Here is a 20,593-nt window from a genome sequence, read left to right as displayed (position 1 = left end):
GAGTGATGCTTTTGACTTTAAGACTTTCGGCTTTAAGACTCAAAAGAATATCAATCTGGTTCGTTCATTATTTTTTCACGGTATTTTTTACCAGTTAATAACACCAACTTCAATTTATAATCGTCTATAAGCCATTCGCGGTAATTCTTGCTACATTGACTCAAACATTTTGAATATCGTTTGATACGACAATCGATATCGTCGTCTAGTTCTTTTCCTAGTGCTTTTGCCTCTTGTAACGTTTCAGTATTATCTACACACATTGCAGCGTGTTGTTCTAATGACTTATCTAAAACGACCTTTGAGCGTAAATTTTGTGCTATTGCAATTTTATGTTCTTCATCGACATCAAAACTTACATCGGCTGTCTTACTAAATTTTGCACGCAATTCTGGTGGCATGCTGTATTTAAAATACAATTCGATTTCGGTATCATCTCTTAAATTCTCCAAATAAAATTCTGGTGATTTAAAAATATGTTGCCAATTTACTGGCTCACTCCATAATCCGAAACGTGCTGCATTATTTCCTAAATCGATAACTGTAAACTCATCTTTATTAGGTAATTTTCGAGAACCACGTCCTATCATTTGGTAATACAAAGTCAATGATTTGGTTGCTCTATTTAATATAATGGTTTCTACTGTCGGTTCATCAAATCCTGTAGTTAAGATTCCTACTGATGTTAAAATTGCATCTGGAGTTTTCTTAAACCATTGTAATATATCTTTTCGTTCTTCGTTGCTACTTGTATTATCAAGATGACGAATATCATAACCTGCTTCTCTAAAGGTTTCATAAACATATAATGAAGTATGAATACCATTATTAAAAATCAAGGTTTTCTTTCCTAACGATTTTTCTGTATAAGCATGCAATAATTTCTCTTGCATGATTGTGTTTGTATATAAATCATCTGAAGATTTTACGGTATAATCTCCATTGATACCTACTTTAAGTGATGTTAATCCTACATCATAACTATAAGTTGTTGCACGTGCCAAAAATCCTTGATCGATTAACGAACCTATTGTGTCTCCTACAATTAGTTCATCATAACTTTCGTGCATTGGCAATTTGATATTTGAACTTAACGGCGTTGCTGTTACTCCTAATATAAATGCATTTTTGAACGAGCTTAATAATTTTCGGAATGAATTGTAATGTGCCTCATCGATAATTACTAAACCAATATTATCTAAATGTAATTTTTCGTCATTAATACGGTTTTTTAATGTCTCGACCATCGCTACAAAGCATGAATATTCATTTTGGTCTAATAGTTCTTTTACCTTACTATTGATAATCTTGTTTTTAACACCAAAACCTTTCAACATTTTTGAAGTTTGCTTACAAAGTTCAATTCTGTGTGTTAAAACTACTACTTTTTTCTCGTGTTGCGACAAATAACGGCGTACGATTTCAGAAAAAATCACTGTTTTCCCTCCTCCCGTAGGCAATTGATACAACAAATGATGTTGCGCCGATCCGTTATCTAAGCGGTCAAAAATGGCATCAATATCATTTTGTTGGTATGCATAAAGTTCTTTTTTTTCTTCTCTTTCTATTTCTAAAGTGTTTTGAGACATTGTTTTTTATTGGTTTTTGCAAAAATACACCTAAAAAACAGTTATTGCGCCTTTTTTATCTTAAAATAAAAAGAAAAGTTCACGATTATTTAATTATGGAATGGGTTCTAAAATGTGATTTTATCCAAAATTACTTCAAAATCAGGCTCATTTTTCCATTTTTGAGTAGCTGTTTCCTCATAAATCTGATTTATTCTGGATTTAAATTCGGCTAAAATTCCGTTTGAAACTATAAAATTCACTGCCTGATCGAATGAATTGTACATGCTTTTGTAAAAAAGTTCTTGCTTTACAGGATTTTCAGATGAATATGTTTGTGCTATTTCGATATTGTAAAGCATAACATCAGCGATTACAAACGGATCTACTCCTAAAAGTATAAAATGTTTGATGTATTTTTGAGCTACTGAACGTCGCATTTTTGGTTTTAAACGCCGTCTTGATGCTTTTGCTTTAATTGGAAAATATTCGTTTGAAATTTTCAACTTACATTCCTGCAGCAATGTCTCTTCTTTTGGATTGAACACAAAATCATAATAGACTTTTACAGGAGCAAATTTCTCGTACAATTCGATTAACTGCTCTTCTAATTGTTCTTTAGTAAGATCGTTTAAATATTTTTTTAAATCGCGTTTACTCATTATCAAAGTTTAAGATTGTAAAAGTAAATTACTTTCTCATTCGATACCCTAAAAATCAAGCAGAATCATTAATTTTACCGTTAATAATTTAAAAAAATAATTAAATGCTCAAGATTTTTAAGATTACAGCGATTTTAGAAGGAATTTCATACTTGGTTTTATTCTCTAACATGCTTTTTATTAAGCCTACAAACCTAGATTTGTACAAAACACTATTATTCCCTATCGGAATGAGTCATGGTTTGCTATTTGTGGCATATGTTTTATTAGCTATTTTATTAAAAAGTGCTCAAAAATGGGATTTTAAAACTTTCATGTTAATCTTAATTGCTTCAGTGATTCCGTTTGGTACTTTTTATGTTGAGTATAAATACTTGAAAAATGCTTAAGTTTTTGGAGAAAATATTTAACTTTTTATACCCTCTTTTTAGAGACTGGGGTATGAGTCGCAATATTGCGGCCTACCTTAGTCTTGTATTAAATATTGCTTTATTAATAATAATGGCATACGCCGTATATTATATAGCTAAATTTCTTTTGGTAACTCTTACCGCTGTTTTTGCCCAAAAAACAAAAACTAAGTTTGATGATTTTTTAATCAATAATAAAACTACTAAATACACCGCTTACTTAATTCCGTTTTTCTTTATCTATAAAGCTGTTCCTATAATCTTAGACAAATATGAATATTGGGAATTGGTCTTTGGGAAAATTGTTGGTGTATATATCGTACTATTATCGCTATGGATCATTCAAACTGTTTTTAATTCTCTTAAAGATTATTTGAAACAAAAACCTGAATATAGCGATAAACCTATTGATAGTTTTATTCAGGTTGTTATGATGATTCTATGGATATTTGGAATTGTAATTATTGTTTCTAAATTATTCGGAATCAAACAAGGTGAATTATTAACCATTTTAGGAACTCTGTCAGCAATTATTATCTTAATTTTTAGAGATACTATTCTTGGTTTCGTTTCTAGTGTTCAGGTTGCTATCAACGATATGGTTCGTATTGGCGACTGGATTACAATGGACAAATTTGGAGCCGATGGTGATGTTATCGAAATTAATCTTACTACAGTAAAAGTTCGAAATTTTGACAATACAATTACTACCATTCCCACTTATGCTTTGAGTTCTGACTCTTTCCAAAACTGGCGTGGGATGCAAAAATCAGATGGTCGTCGTATTAAAAGGCATATTTTGATTAAAACCAGTACGATTCGTTTTTTGTCTAATGATGATTTGAATATGATGAAAAAGATTCAACTTATTACTCCTTATATTGAATCTCGTCAGTCCGAAATTGAAAAATACAATACGATAAATAATATTGACAAGTCTTTGGCTCTCAATGGTCGAAATATGACTAATCTTGGGTTATTCAGAAAATATATTATTCAATATATGGTAAGTCATCCGGGATTAAATAAAGATATGCACATGATGTGTCGTCAATTACAATCGACTGCTCATGGAGTTCCTTTAGAAATTTATACTTTTTCAAGTGATAAACGTTGGGCAAATTATGAATATATAATGGCTGATATTTTTGATCACATTATTGCTTCTGCACCTTATTTTGATCTAGAAATATTTGAATTACCATCAAAGATTGGTCATTTAGAGTAGTTTTTAAACCATATAAGTTATATAAGAAAACATAAGCCTTGCTTTAATCAACTTACATGACTTATATGGTTATTTTTTTATATAATGTAAAATCTATAAACGGTCTTTTACGTATTCTATCTTCGTTTTTCCATGTGCCTTTGGTTTCCCATCCTCACCAAGATTTACCATTGTAATAGTATCGATTGTAATAATAGTTTCTCTGGTCATCATGTTCCTTACTTCACTTTTCAATACTAGTGAAGTATTTCCGAACTTAACTACATCAATTCCAATTTCGACAATATCTCCTTGTTTGGCTGAACTTTTAAAGTTAATTTCCGACATATGCTTGGTTACCACTCTATAGTTTTCTAGCTGAATAATTGTATATAAAGCCAACTCTTCGTCTATCCATGCCAGTAATTGTCCTCCAAATAACGTTCCGTTTGGATTTAGATCTTCGGGTTTAACCCATTTTCGAGTATGAAATCTCATAATTGTTAATTTATTAGTAACAAAAATAACCTTTTAGTATCATTATTTTTTTTAATTTTAGAATAAAAATATGAGCCAGCGAGATGCTTTTTTACAAGAATTCCGAGGACCAACTTTAGGCACTGTAAATGCTCAATCTTCTGCAGATGAATTATTTCAAAACGAAGTACTTCGGCCGATTTTAAAACTCCAAAATGATTTATTAGTCGCTGTTTTTATAAATTATGTCAATAAAAACAAAACTGATTTTTATTCTTATACCGTTGAAAAGAAACTTTCGGTAATTGAAAATGCTATTCAAAAAGACATTAAATTCCGAAATTCACTTAAAGGTATGGTAATCGCTCTTTTTACTTTGGATGAATATCAATCGTATATTCTAAATTCTTCCAGCTTGAATAAAAGAATGATGAATTTGGTAATTGAAAGGCTTAAAAATCAAGTACAATTATTTGAATTAGAATCAAATAATGAATCATTTTAAAATTGAATTGCATTTTTTATAATGCATAAAAAAACCAGTGAACTTAACTTCACTGGTTTTCTTTTATTTATAGGCTATTATTTTAAATCCTTTTGTAAATGCTGTTCCTGTAGGTTTGTGTATTCCAAAATTTTTCTCGTGAGACATTCCAAAGTCTGAAGCAGGTCTTTTGAATATCATTCTTAATCGATCTCCTTTTGCAAATTGTTTAATAGCAGGAGCTACATTTATAGTCTGTGATAAATCTGCATAATCTATAGAAAATAAACTTCTTGCTGCAGCAAGATTTTCCCATTTCCCATTTTCATAATATTGTATAGCGACATTTACCCCTGCATATCTTTCGGTAGCATATTTGTTAGTAATATTTGGGCTATAGTTAATAAAACCACTAATTTCATACATACCACCTTCTTTAAACTCAAAATATTGCGTATCTAAGTTACTCGGATTACCATTAAAGGCTACTATATTATTTGTAACTATTTCTGATAAATCCCATGCTACAATAAATTCGTCTCCAGCATTAAACTTATTTATCGATCCTACATCAGTATATGTTTGAAGTTTTGATGATTGTATAAACATCAATTTAGCTGGAACAACAGGTAAAATACCAATATTTCCTTTATCATTAACTCCTAAGACATGTGCTTGTGTAGATAGAACTGGAGTTTCTGTTAGAATCATGTCCCCTTTAACGTGTAGATCAGCTTCAGGCTTTTGTGTATTTATACCTGTCATTTGCCCAAAGACACAATTGGTAATTAGGAACAAAAACGATGCAACCTTTATTTTTTTTATAAAAACCATAGTACTAAATATTATTATTTTCGTAATATAAGAAAAAAAGTATATTTAATCTATAGCAAAATAAAATTATTAAGAATATAGCAACAAAATACATAAAACCATATTAATTATCACTACCTTATTATAATATATTAAATTTATCCAACCCGCATTATTTCAATTAGCTTCTTCTGAACGTTAGCATTTCATTTTTTATATCTCAAACAAATATGAATTACACTAACCTAAACTATCTTAAAAGAATGATGAATTTGGTAATTGAGAGACTAAAATCAAATAACGAATCATTTTAAGATTAAATTGCATTTATTATAATGCATAAAAAAACCAGTGCTCTTTACTTCACTGGTTTTTACAACTAACTTTACTTTTTATTTATATGCTCTTATATGAGCTATTTTAGATATGCTATTCTTTCTTATATGTGCTGGTTCTGCTATCTTTTATAACTCCTTTCCAGTTTAACCCATAAGCAAAATCATAAACATTTCCTTCACTGTCCTTATGCGAAACCATATCAAATGGAACGTCTTCAAATTGTTTTTCAACTGTTTCCATATTAGCTGGCATCTGAATTGGCAATAAACCTGATGGTTCTGTTTTTCCAGATATTATATCTAATACAGCCTGTGTAGATACTCCAAAATTTAAAACAATTCCATCAACTTGATTTTCAAACTCATTAAAAATCATTGGCTTTGAAGCTGTTACTGAAACTATAACTGGCTTACCTTCCATCATGTCTTTTGTATCCAGAATGGTTCTCAAATCCATTGTATTGGCTACAGTAACCGTTTTATTTTTATAAGTTCTATCGGTAATAGTTGGGTCAATAACCTGATCTCCTGCGGCTATACTTTTAGCTCTTGCTGTTGTTGCTGTATACGTTCCGTATTGTAAAGAAATTGGCACATAGCCATTACTTCCATTAGTTCTGTCATTTAAATCATACCCATCTTCTAAACTTTGTGGACTTGTTACAAAAACAATTGCAAAATCTGCTTTTGAAGGTTCGTCTGTAACATTATAGTATTTTTTTACTAATTCTAAATTTACTGGGTATTCAAATTTTGGCATGCTTCCTACTCCCCACCAGTCTTTCTTTGAAGCTGTATAAATTTTAGGAATAAAAACTGTTTTCTTTTCTTTTAATGGAAGAATTGATGCCTTATTTTTCAATAATACAATCGATTTTAATTGTGCATCATATCCTGCTTCCATAAACTTTGAATTTCCAACAACTTCTTTTGTTTCTGATATATTCAGATATGGATTTTCAAAAAGTCCTACTCTAAAAATATTCTTTAATAATCGAACTGCTGATCTTTCAAAGCGGGCTCTCATAAATGGTTCTCCATATTCTTTGATTCCTATTTCATAAGCGGCTAAAACTGGTTTTTTATCATTATTTCCTCCAAATTGATCTACTCCTGCCATGATCGCTTTGTAATGTCTGTCTACAATCGAAAGATTTTCTACACCCCAAGGTTTTCCTGCAAAGACATTTGGTGTTTTTCCTTCATCTCCTGTAATCAGCCAATCGGTACAAACTACTCCATCGTAACCGTATTTATCTCTTAATAAATCGGTAATAATGTATTTGCTATATCCATTAGCAACATTTTCGTTGTATTTTTTATCCTGATCAAAAGTGATTGTGTAATAAGGCATTACTGCTGATGCTTTACTGGTTTTCCCTTTTAATTTAAACGCTCCATTTACAAAAGGATCTATATGCTGTTGCAAATTATTCCCCGGATATACTGCAAATTTCCCATAAGCCCAATGTCCATCGCGTCCACCTTCTTCGGCTCCACCGCTCGGCCAGTGTTTTACCATGGCATTCACACTCTTGTATCCCCATCCATCTTTGATTTCGTCTTTTCCATATGATGTTTGAAAACCATCGATATAGGCACGTCCCATATCTCTTGTTAATGATGGGCTTTCGCCAAATGTCATCGAAATTCTATACCATCTTGGTTCTGTTCCTAAATCTATTTGTGGTGACAAGGCTGTTGCAATTCCTAATGCACGGTATTCTTTGGCTGCTATTTGTCCAAACTGCTCTACAATTTTTGGATCAAAAGTTGCAGCCATTCCTAAACCGTCTGGCCACATCGAAATTGTTCCTCCTGCTCCTGCATTAAACTCTGAAGTTACAGTTGCTAAATGTCGCGGATCGGTACTGGTATTACTAGGAATTCCTAATCCTATTCCTTCTACAAATGCCTGCATCTTATTGTTCCATAATGCAGCTACTTCTGGACTTTCTACATTTGTAATTAATACATGACGCAAATTATCTTCTTGTAAAAATGCTTTTTGTTGGTCTGCCAGATCATACGCTTTGGCATTACTTTCTGGGAAAACTTTACCATTATATGTTCCTAAATTATATCCCGATACTCCTGCTGGTAATGATTGATGACGGCTATAAAGCATTAATCCTGCAATTTGTTCTACCGTCATTTTTGATGCTAAATCTTTGGCACGCTCATCTGCTGAAAGTCGCCAATCTTCATATTTATCTAATTTTCCGTTTTTATTTAAATCTTTAAATTTTTTTCCGTTTATGGTTAAAATTTTTACTCCTGATTCAGGAGAATATCCTAAATCTGCCCCTTTATTATTTTTAACTATTGTGAAATTTTCCTGCTGGGCATGCATCGTTACGCTTAAAAAGAAAGCTAAACTTATCGTTATGACTGTTTTTTTCATTTATATACTATTTAAAATCTGAAATTTAATGACGCTTCTAATGTAAATGGTCGAATATATGATCCTACCAATAGTTTATCGTAATATGGTGAAGCATCTGTAATTAATTCTGCTCCGTTTATTGTTCCTTTCGCTCCCGTTTGATTTAAGAAGTTTACTGCTGTAAGTCCGATATCGAAATGGTTATTAATTTTATAATTTACTCCTCCAAATGTTTCCCATCTTGGTGCAAAGTATAATGCATTTGTTTGATTTGCATATTGCTTACTGAAATAACGGAAGCTTGCCCATAGTTTAAAATCTTTATAGGTATAACTAGGATCAATTTCCATCAATACTTTTGATATTTCTAATACATTTTTGTCATTATATGAATAGTTATTTCCAAAAGCTGAAAAATTATAATTTTTATAAACTGGATCCTGGAACGTTATCAAGTAATGAAGATTAAATCCTTCAAATGGCGTTGCCACGATATCTGTAGTCCAACCCAAAGTTTGTATGTCATAAAAAACTGTTGCTACTTCTGACTGGCTTGAGTTTGTTGGATTTACTAAATTAAGTCTTGCCTGATAATTATTTCTTGTTAGATAAGTAGCCTGTGAAACAATACTAAATTTTTCCTGATTAAAATATACTCCAAATGCTCCCAATGGGCTTTTTGTTTTTGCTAAGTTAGGTTCTGCTGCTCCTGAATAACTTTCTAATTGTCCATTTTTTTCGGTATAAGTAAAATCAGCTAGGATTCCTGCACTTTTTATTACTTTATAAACTGCATTTATAGATCCTCCTAAATGAAACCAGTTATTATCAAAATATGTTTTCTGACTTGGATCAAATACAACATTTGGTGTTCTTGGTGTTTGATAATAATCTCCTTTTAATTTGTGATATCTTAAATTTACACCATATGCTACTGTTAAACGATCTGATATTGTCCAGTTATCTGAAAAATAAGCCGATAGTTTATTCTCAAAACCATTATGATACTCTCCTCCTACGTTATAGTTGTAAAATCCACTTGCATCTGTATTTGCTTTTCCTCCTGGAGTATTACGCACTAATTTATCTGGGTTTGCACTTACTGTCTGATTAAAAAACGAACGGCTTGATGTAAACTCATCTACATTATAATAGTATTCCATTAACCCAAATCTCCATTTGTGATTATCAACATTCTTTTTTATTTCAAATCGTGATAAAAAAGTAGTTGTTGGTGTTCCATCTGTGTACATTGCAAGCATTGAATTCACATTACCTACATATGGTTGCCCTGTAGCCTGATAAGTAAAATTATCAGCTGCTGTAGCTTCAAAAATACTTAACGGTATTGTTACTAATTGTGATGCTTTTGCATAACGAAAACGAGTTGAGAAATTAAACTTCCAATCATTAGCTAAGTCATAGTTCCCTAATAAATCAAATGTATGTGAAGTTGATACGGCATCACTACCTCCCATATCAGCTTTTTTTGACTGTCCTGTAAGTATGTCTTTAAACATGAAAGTTCCATCGTTTACGATATAAGAATCTCGTCCTATTCTAAAACCGTTGTACTCTTCTACTTTACCTCCTTCTTTATATTCAAAAACAGCATAGTTGCTTAAAGATGCTGAGTTAGCATATTTATACAAAAAGCTAATTTCGCCTTTTCCATTGTTGAATTTCTTAGTTATTCCTGCTCGGTAAATTTGTGTCCTATCTGAATAGTTAGCAAATTTTAAATCAAATGAATTCGGATCAAAATTAGCATAGGCTCCCATTGTATACGACCAACCTTTGCTTAATGGTCCTGTACCATTTAAGTCTCCTTTCATCCATCCGAAACTTGATCCCGAAAAATTACCGTTTATTTCTAATTTATCTGTTCCTAATCTTGTATATGAATTAACTGTAAATCCTAAATCACCTGTTGTAATTGCTGCTTCACCAATTTTCAATAAACCCGTTCGTCCTAAACTCTTGCTTTGTCTCCATGTTCTGTTTGGTAACTCTGGCCAGAAATAATAAACTACTGGTAAATCATTTTCCTGAATTGTGATTCCCCCTACTGTTGTTGGTAATCCTATATTCACATCACGCGGCCCTGTATTGTTTGCCGCATTTAACATCACATTTCTGTTTTTTTCTTCTTTGGTGTCGGTTTCTAGAATTTTTGTCTTTGTGGTATCTGTTGCTTTTCGTGATATTTTTTCCTCTTGTGAAAATCCTTCAAAAGCTGGGAAAATTGTCATACAAATTGCTGAAATAATTATTCTTTTCATAAGTTATCTGGTTAATTAAATAAAAGGATTAAATTTCATTGCTTCATTATGAAGCAATATTAATTAGATTTTTTAATATTAGCAAACAATTGAAAGAATAATTATATAAATCGAATTTTTAAGTATAGATAAATCACATATAATTAACAAAAAACTACTATTGTTACATTTTAAAATTTGAAGAAAAAAGCACTATCACGTTTGCGTAAAGCCCCGTAAACAGTGAGAAAAATCTTTATACCGTAATTTTTATCAATGTTAAATTCTGAGTTAGATAACAAGTTTTAAGAGCTTGATTAAAAAAAAAAATGAAAAAAAAATCCAAAAAATTTTTTAAAAGTTGACATATAGATATCAAAAGAGTAAATTTGACCGTAATTATATTCTATGGAGTTTAAAAAAATACTAGAAAAAGATTCTGAAGTGTCATGGGGAAAATATGTTCCTTCACTCTCTATTGATTGTGCTGTTTTCAGTTTTAAAGATTCTTCTCTTCAGGTACTAACCATTAAAATGAAAGATCAGGATGCTTTTGGTCTTCCTGGTGGTTATGTGCAAAAAGATGAAAATATTGACGATGCCGCCATTCGGATTTTAAAAAACAGAACCGGTACCGAAAATATCTATCTCCAACAATTTCACACCTTTGGTAATTTAAACCGTTCCGAAGGTATTTTTAAAGATTATGATGATAATTTATGGAATAAACAACGATTTATTTCCATAGGCTATTACGCTCTTGCTGAACACTCTAAGGTGAATTTAAATATAGATGATATCTCTACTGCCTGCGAATGGAAATCTATTGATGATTTGCCTCCATTTATGATGGATCACAGAGAAATTTTAGATAAAGCTCTTGTTACTCTACGTGAGCAATTAAGCAATCATCCGATTGGTTATAATCTTCTTCCTGAAAAATTCACCATGCCCGAGCTTCAAAAATTATATGAGATCATTTTGGATAAAAAGCTTAATCGCGGTAACTTCTATAGAAAAATATTACGCTATGATATTCTAACCAAATTAGATGAATCCCGTAAAGGCGGTGCACATAAAGCTCCTGATTTATATAGTTTTAATATAGAAGAATACAATAACGCACTGAAAGAAGGCTTTAAAGGGAGTTGGTAACGCAAAGGTTCAGAGTTCCGATAGCTATCGGAACAAAGGTGCAAAGTTTCGGATAGATATTAGAATAAAGGTACAAAGGTACAAAGATGCAAAGGATCTGATAGTTATCGGAACTTTGATACTTAATTTTAGAACCTTAGCGACTCAGAACTTAAAAAAAAATGGTGCCTTACTCTTAGCAACTTAGTACCTTTAAAAGAATTTTTCAATCCTCGAACAAAACCAGAGCAAGTAGCTCTATAAACTATCTCGAGTTACTTAATGAGACCCTTCCTCCGTCAGGGTGACAAGATTGGGATTGTTTTACCTAGAAAATTAACCACAAAGTTCGAAAGCATTATCGCAAAGAGTTACACACAGACAAACAGCCTTTGTTCCGATAGCTATCGGAACTTTGTAACTTAGAACCTCAGAGTCTAAAAAAACCTCAGAACCTTATAGAAAAAATTAAGCCTTTTTACTATCTCCTATAAAATTCAGAGTTAAATTTATCAAAACAGCTTTAGAAATTCGTATTATCGGAACTTGTATTGCAAGGCAAATAACCATAAATATTGGTATCAGAATTTTTAACGATAATCCATACATCGTATTTAATGCAATGACTGAAAGTACTAAGTGAACAACAATTAGTAGTATTATTGGGTATTTAATCCATGAAGCGGCGGAGTAAAAGTTGGGTTCTATTTTAAAATCCTGACTACAGTGTGAGCAATTTCTATTCATTTTACGAATCTCTTTCACTACGAAAAGTCCGTGATTTGTAAATAAATTGCCTTTGTAGCATTTAGGGCATTTAAGTTTAAAAATAGTATGTAACCTCATTCTTGTGTTTATATTATTATTAAAAACTCCTATAAATCGTCTCTGCACTTATTTGAAACTTGCATTTCAGTGTCTTTACGAGTGGAAGATTTTAAAATTATTAGAGTCTTTTTTTTTGATCGAGGGGGAAATTTAACCGCAAAGGGCATGATCTCGATAACTGTCAGAATACGCAATATACGTAAAGATTTAATTTTTCAGAAAAAAAGATGCTATCTTTTAGAAAGATTCTGAATTACTGAAGTTCTGATAACTGTTGGTTATTTCATTCTCTGTCGCTGTTTTAGGCTCGCAGATAAAGCGGATTTACTTTAATTGTCCGCTATTGTTTGTAGGAAACATTTTATTCTTAATTATTGAAGCTTGTGTTTTTACGTCTTGTTTTTGGCATGCAGATAAAGCAGATTTATATTAACTGTTCGCTAATTTATTATTCTTTTATTATTAAAACTTGCACTTTTGCGTTTTATTTTTGGCTCGCAGATAAAGCAGATTTACTTTAATTGTCCGCTAATTTATTATTCTTTTATTATTAAAAATTGCGCTTTTGCGTTTTATTTTTGGCTCGCAGATAGCGCAGATTTATATTAATTTTCCTTTATTGCCCTTAACATCATTAATTGCGAGTATCTTATTTGTGTATAAATAATGAAAGACTGGCATTACTTTCACAATACCAGTCTTTCTAAAACAATACTATTAATAAATTAATCTCTCATACCTCGGATACAGGCTAAATAATTAGCTGGTATATTGTCCATTACTAAACCTTAAGCTGGGCTATTTTACGCCATCACGTGAAAATTTTAGTTCATATACTAACATGAGCGTAATACCATTATTTTTAAAAACTAAAGCACTATACCAAAACATCTCTCGCTTAAGGCACAGAATCGTATAGTTTATCTAATTGGCTATTTACTAATCTATATTTTTTATCTATTCAGCTAAAACTTATCAAAAATGCCTGCTTTTAATAGATTTTACACATATGAATCTGAGCCACAATGTGTTAAAACAGCAGTGTAGACATAAACAGGCATTTTATTTGTCCATTTACAGCCACTACTACAAACCAAAAAATATAAAAAACTATTCAATTTTATTCTACATTATATTTCATCTGCTAACGATCTATTTTAAAGTTTAAAATAAAACATAGAGGTACGTGCTCCATTAGCTTCATTAGGTGTACTATTAGTACTTCCATTTTTCAGTGTAAGATCAAAAGATTGATCTTTACCATTATTATGACCACGAGCCATTTTAAAAAAAACTCTATCTCCTTTCATTCCTGATACGGTAAGGTTTATTGTATAGGTAATAGATGCACCTTTTCGAGGACTAATGAGTCCCATTTCTGAAATATCTGCTAAAACTGAAGCTGATCCTACTGAAGTATCTGCTTGCTCTTTCCATCCACTAATAAAAAACCATTGTTGTTGTATAGTAGTAATAGCACTAGCGGTAACTCCGTATAACCTAAAAGAAAAAACGTAAGCCCCATCATCAGGTAATTCGATATATTTATCAAAATCTACATCATTTCTATACCAAGTTAGTATGCTTCCGTTTGCTCCAAATTCATTGCCATCTTCTATCTTAACAGAATTCTTAAGTGTGTATTGTAAAGCTTCCGTTTTTGTCTTTCCTCCTACTTCTATATCTCCTAATGATTGATCTTGAAATTTTATTTTAAGATCTTTTATAGAACCCGCGCTAACAGATGATCCAGGCTTCCCCGTGATTTTATAAAATAATGTCCCTGTAGATTATTCTAACTTTCCTGCCTGAAGCTCTAAATACACTTCCTTACTTCCTCCTACAGAACCGCTTGCTAAATATTTAGCTCCACTTGGGTAATAAACACCATTACCACCAGAATAAACCACTGTTAAAATATCATCTATTATTGTTGCTGAATAGCTATTTGATAATAATCTTTGAGAATCTTTAACAAGCCCATCTTTTATAATTGCTTTGCCTGTTTTTGTAGGAGATAATATAACCCATGAATCAACATTCCAATACATATATCCAGGAATGTTAAAATTAGAATCAAGCCCTGTATTATAAACTAAAAGTGATTCTGCAGGGTTTGGTATGGTCGTATTGTCTGTATTACTCGTAAGTGTTACCCGAGGAATCAGTACCCCTTTATTATTTGACTGAATTTCTAGTACAGATGATGCATTTGGATTTTTTGTATTAATACCTGTTTGTCCCCAAGTATTTATTGATAAAAAAAAGCATAAAACTAATACTCTTTTTATGTTTCTTCCGTTTGTAATGTTCTTCATAAAAAATTAATTAAAATAATTATTCTATTTATTCAATATTATAATAAATTCGGAGCGTCTGTTTAATTCATGCTCTTTTTCTGAACACTTTACTCCATTTGTACAATGGTTAATCAGCATTGTTTCTCCAAAACCTTCGCCAGTAACTCTTTCTTTTGCAATACCTGCTTTTACAATATATTCAACTGTAGCCGCCGCTCTTTGTTTTGATAAACGTAAATTGAATTCATCTCTTCCTCTACTGTCTGTGTGTGAATTTACTTGCAATGAAATATTTGGCCTGGCTAATAATAGTGCTACAATTTTATCCAGCTCTGCTTTAGATGATTCTCTTATTTTGGAACCTTCATAATCAAAATAGATCGGATTTAGTTCTAACTTTTTGGTTAAATCATCTCCTTCTTTCAGTATTACTCTCTTATTAGCAACAATAACTTCCATCTCATTATACAAATCAGGAGATATCACTCTTTTTTCTAACTGTTGTAACATAGGGATTGACACTGTTTCTTCTATTAGTCCTACTTTCTTATATACTAATGTATGATTTTGAAATGGCTCAAGTAAAATAGAATATTTACCTTCATTATCAGTATAATAGGTTGCTGTTTTGTTAAAATCAGCATCATAAACTTCAATAGTAACATTTGCTATAGGTGCTTTTGTAATACTATCTTTTATTGTACCTGAAATAGTTGGTTTTATATTAAATGAAAAATCTACTGGTCGGTTTTCTGTAAAACCGTATAAGTTGTCATTTCCTTGTCGATTTGACGAAAAATATCCTTTTTTGTTTTCTTTGTTGATTCCGTATGTAAAGTCATCATAAGCTGAGTTTACTCCGTCTCCCAAATTAACAACTTTATAAATACCTGCCTCATCTTTTACAGCCGCAAAAACATCTAGTCCTCCTAATCCTGGGTGTCCATCTGATGAAAAGTATAATATCCCTGAAGCATCTACAAAAGGGTAAGTCTCTCTTCCTAATGTGTTAATTTCGTCGCCTAATGATCTTATATCGCTTACTCCATCAGCTTCTGTTATATTACCAACATACAAATCTGAATTCCCCTTTTCGTTATTCCTGTCTGATACAAAGTATAACTCTTTATCATCTGGACTTAAAGCAGGATGTCCTGACGAAAATCCATCACTGTTTACAGGATAAGGTAATTCTTCTATATCTTTCCATTGATTATCGATATAATGTGCTTTATATATTTTTAAATAATTAATTCCTAGCTCTCTACTTCTTCCTAACTCTCCTCCTATATAATTACTCCCTGTAAAGTACATCGTTTTACCATCTTTTGTTATTACTGGTGTACTGCGATGATACTTTGTATTTACATCTCCTTTTAAAAGTTTAGGATTTGCTAATCCTCCGTCGGGAGTAATAGTTGCCATATAAATTTTAAAGTACGAATGATTGTCCCAATTGTTTTTTTGTGTCAATACTGAACTAGAGTTTTTAGCTGTTGCGTACAGTAGTTTATCTTTATCCCAAAAAGTGACTCCAAATTCTGATGAAGGCGAATTGATCGTAATGTCTTTCAGCACATAGCGCCCAGATTGTTCTTTTATTTTGGACAAAAAATTTTCTGGAAGCCAATTATCGCTTGTGTCTTTTTTTCCTGTTTTTAAATAATACTTTTTTAGAATAGTAGCCGCTTCAGCATATTGCTCTGCAGTTTTTAATGTTTGTGCATACCTAAAATAATATTCTGGTGCTATATTCCCTTTAGTCTCCATTAGCTTAGCATACCATATTAGTGCTTCTGAGTAATTGGAATTATAATAATAAGAATCGGCTAGTTTAGCATATACAGTTGCTGAAGCATTCCCTTTGTTTGTTATTCTTTTGTACAATTTACTTGCTTCTGCAAATGCAAATTGATCATAAGCTTCATTTGCTTTTTGTAATTTTTTATTCCGTACCTGTGTGTAAGCTGTATGTGTTATAGAAAAGAAAAGGAAGGCAAAAACAATGGCTATTTTTTTATAGATCATTTTCATAGATTATCAATTATTAAAAGAATCTTGGTGTTATCATTCTATATTTTGATGTTGGAAACAAATCAAATCGCAAGAAAACTTCATGAGATCCTGAATTGTATTTCCCTATTTTCTGAGTATCAAAATCATATGCATAACCAATATTTAAACCTTGTGAGATTTGAAAACCAGCCATAGCGCTTATAGCTGCATCCCATCTGTAGGCCACTCCCAACGTAAGCTTTTCCTCCAAAAGAAAGTTTGCTGACACATCAACCGCAAGTGGTGATCCGCTTATTGCTTTTATCATCGCTGCAGGCTTAAATTTTACTGCATCTGATAATTCAAACACGTAGCCTCCCATTGCATAAAAATGTTTTTTTCTAGTAGCAGTTGAGATTTTAACATCGTCATAGAATTCTGTTTCCAAAAATCTTGGTACAGATATTCCCGCATACCATTTATTTGAATGTAAATATGCTCCTGCTCCTATGTTTGGAGAAAACTTGTTTTGTATACCTGAGAGTAGGATGTCATTTCCTTCATGAATAGTTAATTTAGTGTGATCGATTTCCCAAAAATTACCCACAGCACTCAATCCAAAAGATAGCTTTACATCCTCTGACAATTGAATTGGATAAGAATAATTAACCGAGACTGCAGTTTCTTTTGTTGGTCCTATTTGATCATTGATAATGGATAATCCTAACCCCTGCCCATCTATACTTATGGGAGCTTGAATAGAAAAACTTCCAGTTTTAGGCGCTCCTTCTAATCCAACCCATTGCGCCCTATAAATTCCCAATATACTTGTAGTACCACTTGTTCCTGTGTATCCTGGATTTATTGTCATGGTATTGTACATATACTGTGTATATTGTGCATCCTGCTGTGCAAAAGATGGAGAAAAACCAGCTAGCAATAACAAAACTATTATTATTTTTTTCATATTATTTTTAATTTTTAAATACTGATTTAAGTAATAATTTTAATTTAGATACTTCTTATTTCAATTTCAAATCAACATAGAATCTATATTTTTAAAATAATCACTTAAAATAGTTTTCAATTTGCACACCCAGACAGTGGCATGTTCTAATAATATATCTTGTTTAAAACTCTGATACTTTTTAGTCATTGATTAAAAAAAGGTTATTTGTATTTTAGTTCTAAATCAACATTAAGTCATATATGTTTAAAATAGTTCCCCATATAAGTCATGTAGATTCATCTAAGCGAGATTTTTTTAATATCAATTAAGCTTAAATAAATTAAAACCCTCTACCAATTTTGATTAGTTGTATTCCTATATTAGAAATACAGATAACCAACTTTTTCTCTAGTAATATCCTCGCTTATTTTATACCTAAGTATATAAAAATAGGTTCCTGTAGATAATTTTTCGCCTTTGCTAATAGTTGCTCTTCCTTCTGAAATTCCTTTAAACCAGTTTCCATCTATACCATATCCTGAAGTTTCAAACACTTTAACTCCCCATCTGTTATAGATTTCTAAGGTGTTATTTGGGTAAATTGATAATCCTTCTATAAAGAAGAAATCATTAATTCCATCCTCGTTAGGTGAAAAACCATTGTAAACAATTACATTTTCTTCTTTAGGTTTAAGTATTTTATTTATTCTAGCAAGTGTAAAAATCCCATCCTGAGTAATTTTGGCTGTTACTGTTTTATTATTAACATCAGTTGCTACATTATAAGATTTCCATTCTTTATCTTTTTCATCCCATCTTACAATTCCAATAGAAGTATTTGCCTGTGTGCTATTAATGATCTCCGCTGGTGTCGTATCTTCATGCCATGAAAGCGTTAATGCAAAATCAATAGCGTCGTCAGTTGAATCAAATTTCCAATACTCTCCAGAATTAATAAATGTAATTGCTTCTTGCTTTTTATTATGTGGATACGCTCCATTCGAATTCTTCTTAAAATATTCACTTGTATAATTCTTATTCTCTTGGTCACTTTGTCCAATAGCCATTGATCTATAGTATCCTCCGTCTCCTATGGGAAACTCAAATTCATTCTTTCCTTTTTGTTCTACATGTCCTAATACATGACTATCATTATTTGTAGTTTCATGAGAAGCATTGGCTTCAAATACAAAGTTTCCTCCATCAGTTTCATTGTCTACTATTCCATAATAAAATTTAGAAACACCGTAAACATTTAAATCTCCAGACAATAAAAAAGCTGGTTGTGCCGACTTGTTTTCAAATCGTACATCGTTTAATTCACTCGGTAATGTTCCTGAAATAATTTGTGCTCCAGTTGTTCCTTTAAAATGGATTAACCCTGTATTTAGTGAGGGGCTAAATGTCACCATTCCGTCATTATTATAATTAGCATATACAGAAAATATGCCGTCGTTAACAACGTCACCAGTAGTAATATTATTAAAATCTCCTACTGTCGAAAACTGTGTTCCGGGCATCATTACTAACTCTCCTGTATTTACTGTTTGTGCATTAAGTTTTCCAGCTGTACATACTGCCAGTATAATTGCACTTATATAAATTTTGGTCATAACTATTATTTTAAATGTTATCCATAAATATGATTTGTTATCATTTTTATACATTAAAAAACACCTCTTTTATCATACTCTAAAAAGAGGTGTTTTTACTTTACCATTTCCTCCATAAGGAAACGATGTAACTTATTTTAATCTTTACTTGTACACTTATAATTGCCTATGCAACTCTGTCTAAAAGCAGAAAGACTTCTTAAATTTTGTATATAGAATGCTTAATACTCGTATAAATTTTAATAAAGAACTGCAATTAAAAATTGCAGTTCTTTAAACTTTTGATTATTGATTATCTTTTTCTGAAATCAATCTTTCTAATTTTTCCAAACGCTCATTCATAGCTTTTGAACTTGCTTTTAATTCCTGAATTTCATTGTTTTTTGCATCAAGTTGTTTGTCTTGCTCAATAACATGCAAATACAATTCTTCGGTTTTTTCTAATAACTGAATTGATAATTCTGAAAGGTTAAATGCATAGCCTTCTGCTGTTTTCTCTAATTGAGTAATTGGTGTTATACCTGGTAAGTGCTTGTTCTTTCTTATATAAGCATCTACTTCAGATAATGACTTAAACTTATATTCTGCTTTTATATCTGAGAAACCTTTAAAATAATCTTCAAAAACATAATCGGCAAAATAACTGTTTACTGTAGTAATAGTACCATTTACTCTAAGCATCTCATTTGGTGCAGCAGATTTTTCTGTAAATCCAATTCCTACCCATCCTTTAGTATAGATGTCTTCTGTATTTAGAGTTGCTCCTTTATTAGTAGTTGTACTAAACCAAGGTTCTTTTACCAATGGAGTAATATCTAATTTATGAGTTGTCTCTTCATTAGTATAATCTAAAGTACCATTTGCAAGTGTATTCACTTCAAGCTTAGTTACTGTTTCTTGAATTTCAACTGGCGCATTTGTCGTCTCATTCGTATAAGTAGCAATTTTATGTCCTGATACAACAGGAGTTATTGTTGTTACTGTTTCAGCGGCTCCTACTAAGTCTGTTAATTTGAACGTTTCAGTCTTTCCTTTCTCATCTTTATACGCTAATGTATGGGCAACATCATCATAAACTAAACTTGTTAAGGTTTCTGAAGCACCAACTAAATCTGTTAATTTAAAGGTTTCCGTTTTTCCATCCTCATCTTTATAGGCTAAAGTATGG

At 31.5% G+C, this 20,593-nt stretch carries 16 protein-coding genes and 1 pseudogene; 4 read left to right on the top strand and 13 right to left on the bottom strand.

What is annotated here, in order from left to right:
* Nucleotides 1-50: 50 nt before the first annotated feature.
* The gene (locus LPB87_RS15260) at nucleotides 51-1,589 is read right to left on the bottom strand and encodes a DEAD/DEAH box helicase (protein ID WP_129538417.1); all 1,539 of its coding nucleotides are present in this window, start codon (nucleotides 1,587-1,589) and stop codon (nucleotides 51-53) included.
* A gap of 107 nt (nucleotides 1,590-1,696) precedes the next feature.
* On the bottom strand, nucleotides 1,697-2,230 hold the full coding sequence (locus LPB87_RS15255) for a DUF6155 family protein (protein ID WP_230728451.1): 534 nt from the start codon (nucleotides 2,228-2,230) through the stop codon (nucleotides 1,697-1,699).
* Between the two features lie 104 nt (nucleotides 2,231-2,334).
* On the opposite strand from LPB87_RS15255, the gene LPB87_RS15250 reads away from it, so the two are divergent.
* Both LPB87_RS15250 and LPB87_RS15245 read left to right on the top strand, forming a co-directional pair.
* The gene (locus tag LPB87_RS15250) at nucleotides 2,335-2,619 is read left to right on the top strand and encodes a DUF3817 domain-containing protein (protein WP_129538415.1); all 285 of its coding nucleotides are present in this window, start codon (nucleotides 2,335-2,337) and stop codon (nucleotides 2,617-2,619) included.
* Nucleotides 2,612-3,868: a mechanosensitive ion channel domain-containing protein gene (locus tag LPB87_RS15245; protein WP_129538414.1), complete on the top strand. Its 1,257-nt coding sequence runs from the start codon at nucleotides 2,612-2,614 to the stop codon at nucleotides 3,866-3,868. The genes LPB87_RS15250 and LPB87_RS15245 overlap by 8 nt, the downstream gene beginning before the upstream one ends.
* Nucleotides 3,869-3,961: 93 nt before the next feature.
* Here LPB87_RS15245 and LPB87_RS15240 read toward each other — a convergent pair whose 3' ends face one another.
* Nucleotides 3,962-4,345 carry a hotdog domain-containing protein gene (locus LPB87_RS15240; protein ID WP_129538413.1) on the bottom strand — a complete coding sequence of 128 codons (384 nt, stop codon included), beginning with the start codon at nucleotides 4,343-4,345 and terminating at the stop codon, nucleotides 3,962-3,964.
* Between the two features lie 70 nt (nucleotides 4,346-4,415).
* Here LPB87_RS15240 and LPB87_RS15235 point away from each other — a divergent pair, with 70 nt between their 5' ends.
* Nucleotides 4,416-4,829 carry a glyoxalase gene (locus LPB87_RS15235; protein WP_230728450.1) on the top strand — a complete coding sequence of 138 codons (414 nt, stop codon included), beginning with the start codon at nucleotides 4,416-4,418 and terminating at the stop codon, nucleotides 4,827-4,829.
* A 63-nt stretch (nucleotides 4,830-4,892) separates the two neighbouring features.
* Here LPB87_RS15235 and LPB87_RS15230 read toward each other — a convergent pair whose 3' ends face one another.
* The 3 genes from LPB87_RS15230 to LPB87_RS15220 form a co-directional block, all read right to left on the bottom strand.
* A complete protein-coding gene (locus LPB87_RS15230) occupies nucleotides 4,893-5,642 on the bottom strand; it encodes a hypothetical protein (RefSeq protein WP_230728449.1) in 750 nt (249 codons plus the stop codon).
* A 408-nt stretch (nucleotides 5,643-6,050) separates the two neighbouring features.
* Nucleotides 6,051-8,363, bottom strand: coding sequence for a glycoside hydrolase family 3 N-terminal domain-containing protein (locus tag LPB87_RS15225; protein ID WP_230728448.1), 2,313 nt, complete (start codon nucleotides 8,361-8,363; stop codon nucleotides 6,051-6,053).
* A gap of 11 nt (nucleotides 8,364-8,374) precedes the next feature.
* A complete protein-coding gene (locus LPB87_RS15220) occupies nucleotides 8,375-10,627 on the bottom strand; it encodes a TonB-dependent receptor (RefSeq protein ID WP_230728447.1) in 2,253 nt (750 codons plus the stop codon).
* Nucleotides 10,628-11,014: 387 nt separating this feature from the next.
* Here LPB87_RS15220 and LPB87_RS15215 point away from each other — a divergent pair, with 387 nt between their 5' ends.
* Nucleotides 11,015-11,761 (top strand): NUDIX domain-containing protein, encoded by a 747-nt coding sequence (locus LPB87_RS15215; RefSeq protein WP_230728446.1) that lies wholly within the window; start codon nucleotides 11,015-11,017, stop codon nucleotides 11,759-11,761.
* Between the two features lie 447 nt (nucleotides 11,762-12,208).
* Here the strand turns inward: LPB87_RS15215 and LPB87_RS15210 are convergent, their stop codons facing one another.
* From LPB87_RS15210 to LPB87_RS15180, 7 genes and pseudogenes are all read right to left on the bottom strand, one after another.
* Entirely contained in the window at nucleotides 12,209-12,487 is a 279-nt protein-coding gene (locus LPB87_RS15210) for a DUF983 domain-containing protein (RefSeq protein ID WP_230728445.1), read from the bottom strand.
* A gap of 1,238 nt (nucleotides 12,488-13,725) precedes the next feature.
* Nucleotides 13,726-13,944 (bottom strand): hypothetical protein, encoded by a 219-nt coding sequence (locus tag LPB87_RS15205; RefSeq protein WP_129538406.1) that lies wholly within the window; start codon nucleotides 13,942-13,944, stop codon nucleotides 13,726-13,728.
* A gap of 414 nt (nucleotides 13,945-14,358) precedes the next feature.
* Nucleotides 14,359-14,886, bottom strand: coding sequence for a hypothetical protein (locus LPB87_RS15200; protein ID WP_129538405.1), 528 nt, complete (start codon nucleotides 14,884-14,886; stop codon nucleotides 14,359-14,361).
* Nucleotides 14,887-14,910: 24 nt separating this feature from the next.
* The gene (locus LPB87_RS15195; RefSeq protein ID WP_230728444.1) at nucleotides 14,911-16,902 is read right to left on the bottom strand and encodes an OmpA family protein; all 1,992 of its coding nucleotides are present in this window, start codon (nucleotides 16,900-16,902) and stop codon (nucleotides 14,911-14,913) included.
* A gap of 13 nt (nucleotides 16,903-16,915) precedes the next feature.
* Nucleotides 16,916-17,830: a type IX secretion system membrane protein PorP/SprF gene (locus LPB87_RS15190; RefSeq protein ID WP_129538403.1), complete on the bottom strand. Its 915-nt coding sequence runs from the start codon at nucleotides 17,828-17,830 to the stop codon at nucleotides 16,916-16,918.
* Nucleotides 17,831-18,192: 362 nt separating this feature from the next.
* The gene (locus tag LPB87_RS15185; protein ID WP_230728443.1) at nucleotides 18,193-19,425 is read right to left on the bottom strand and encodes a gliding motility-associated C-terminal domain-containing protein; all 1,233 of its coding nucleotides are present in this window, start codon (nucleotides 19,423-19,425) and stop codon (nucleotides 18,193-18,195) included.
* A 285-nt stretch (nucleotides 19,426-19,710) separates the two neighbouring features.
* Nucleotides 19,711-20,593: pseudogene (locus tag LPB87_RS15180) on the bottom strand (hypothetical protein); the annotation flags it as partial.

Origin of the sequence: Flavobacterium sp. EDS (assembly GCF_020991525.1) — a bacterium.
Classification (GTDB): Bacteria; Bacteroidota; Bacteroidia; order Flavobacteriales; family Flavobacteriaceae; genus Flavobacterium.
The sequence above is the reverse complement of the archived record's forward strand: the minus strand, read 5'-3'. Positions and strand labels throughout refer to the sequence as shown.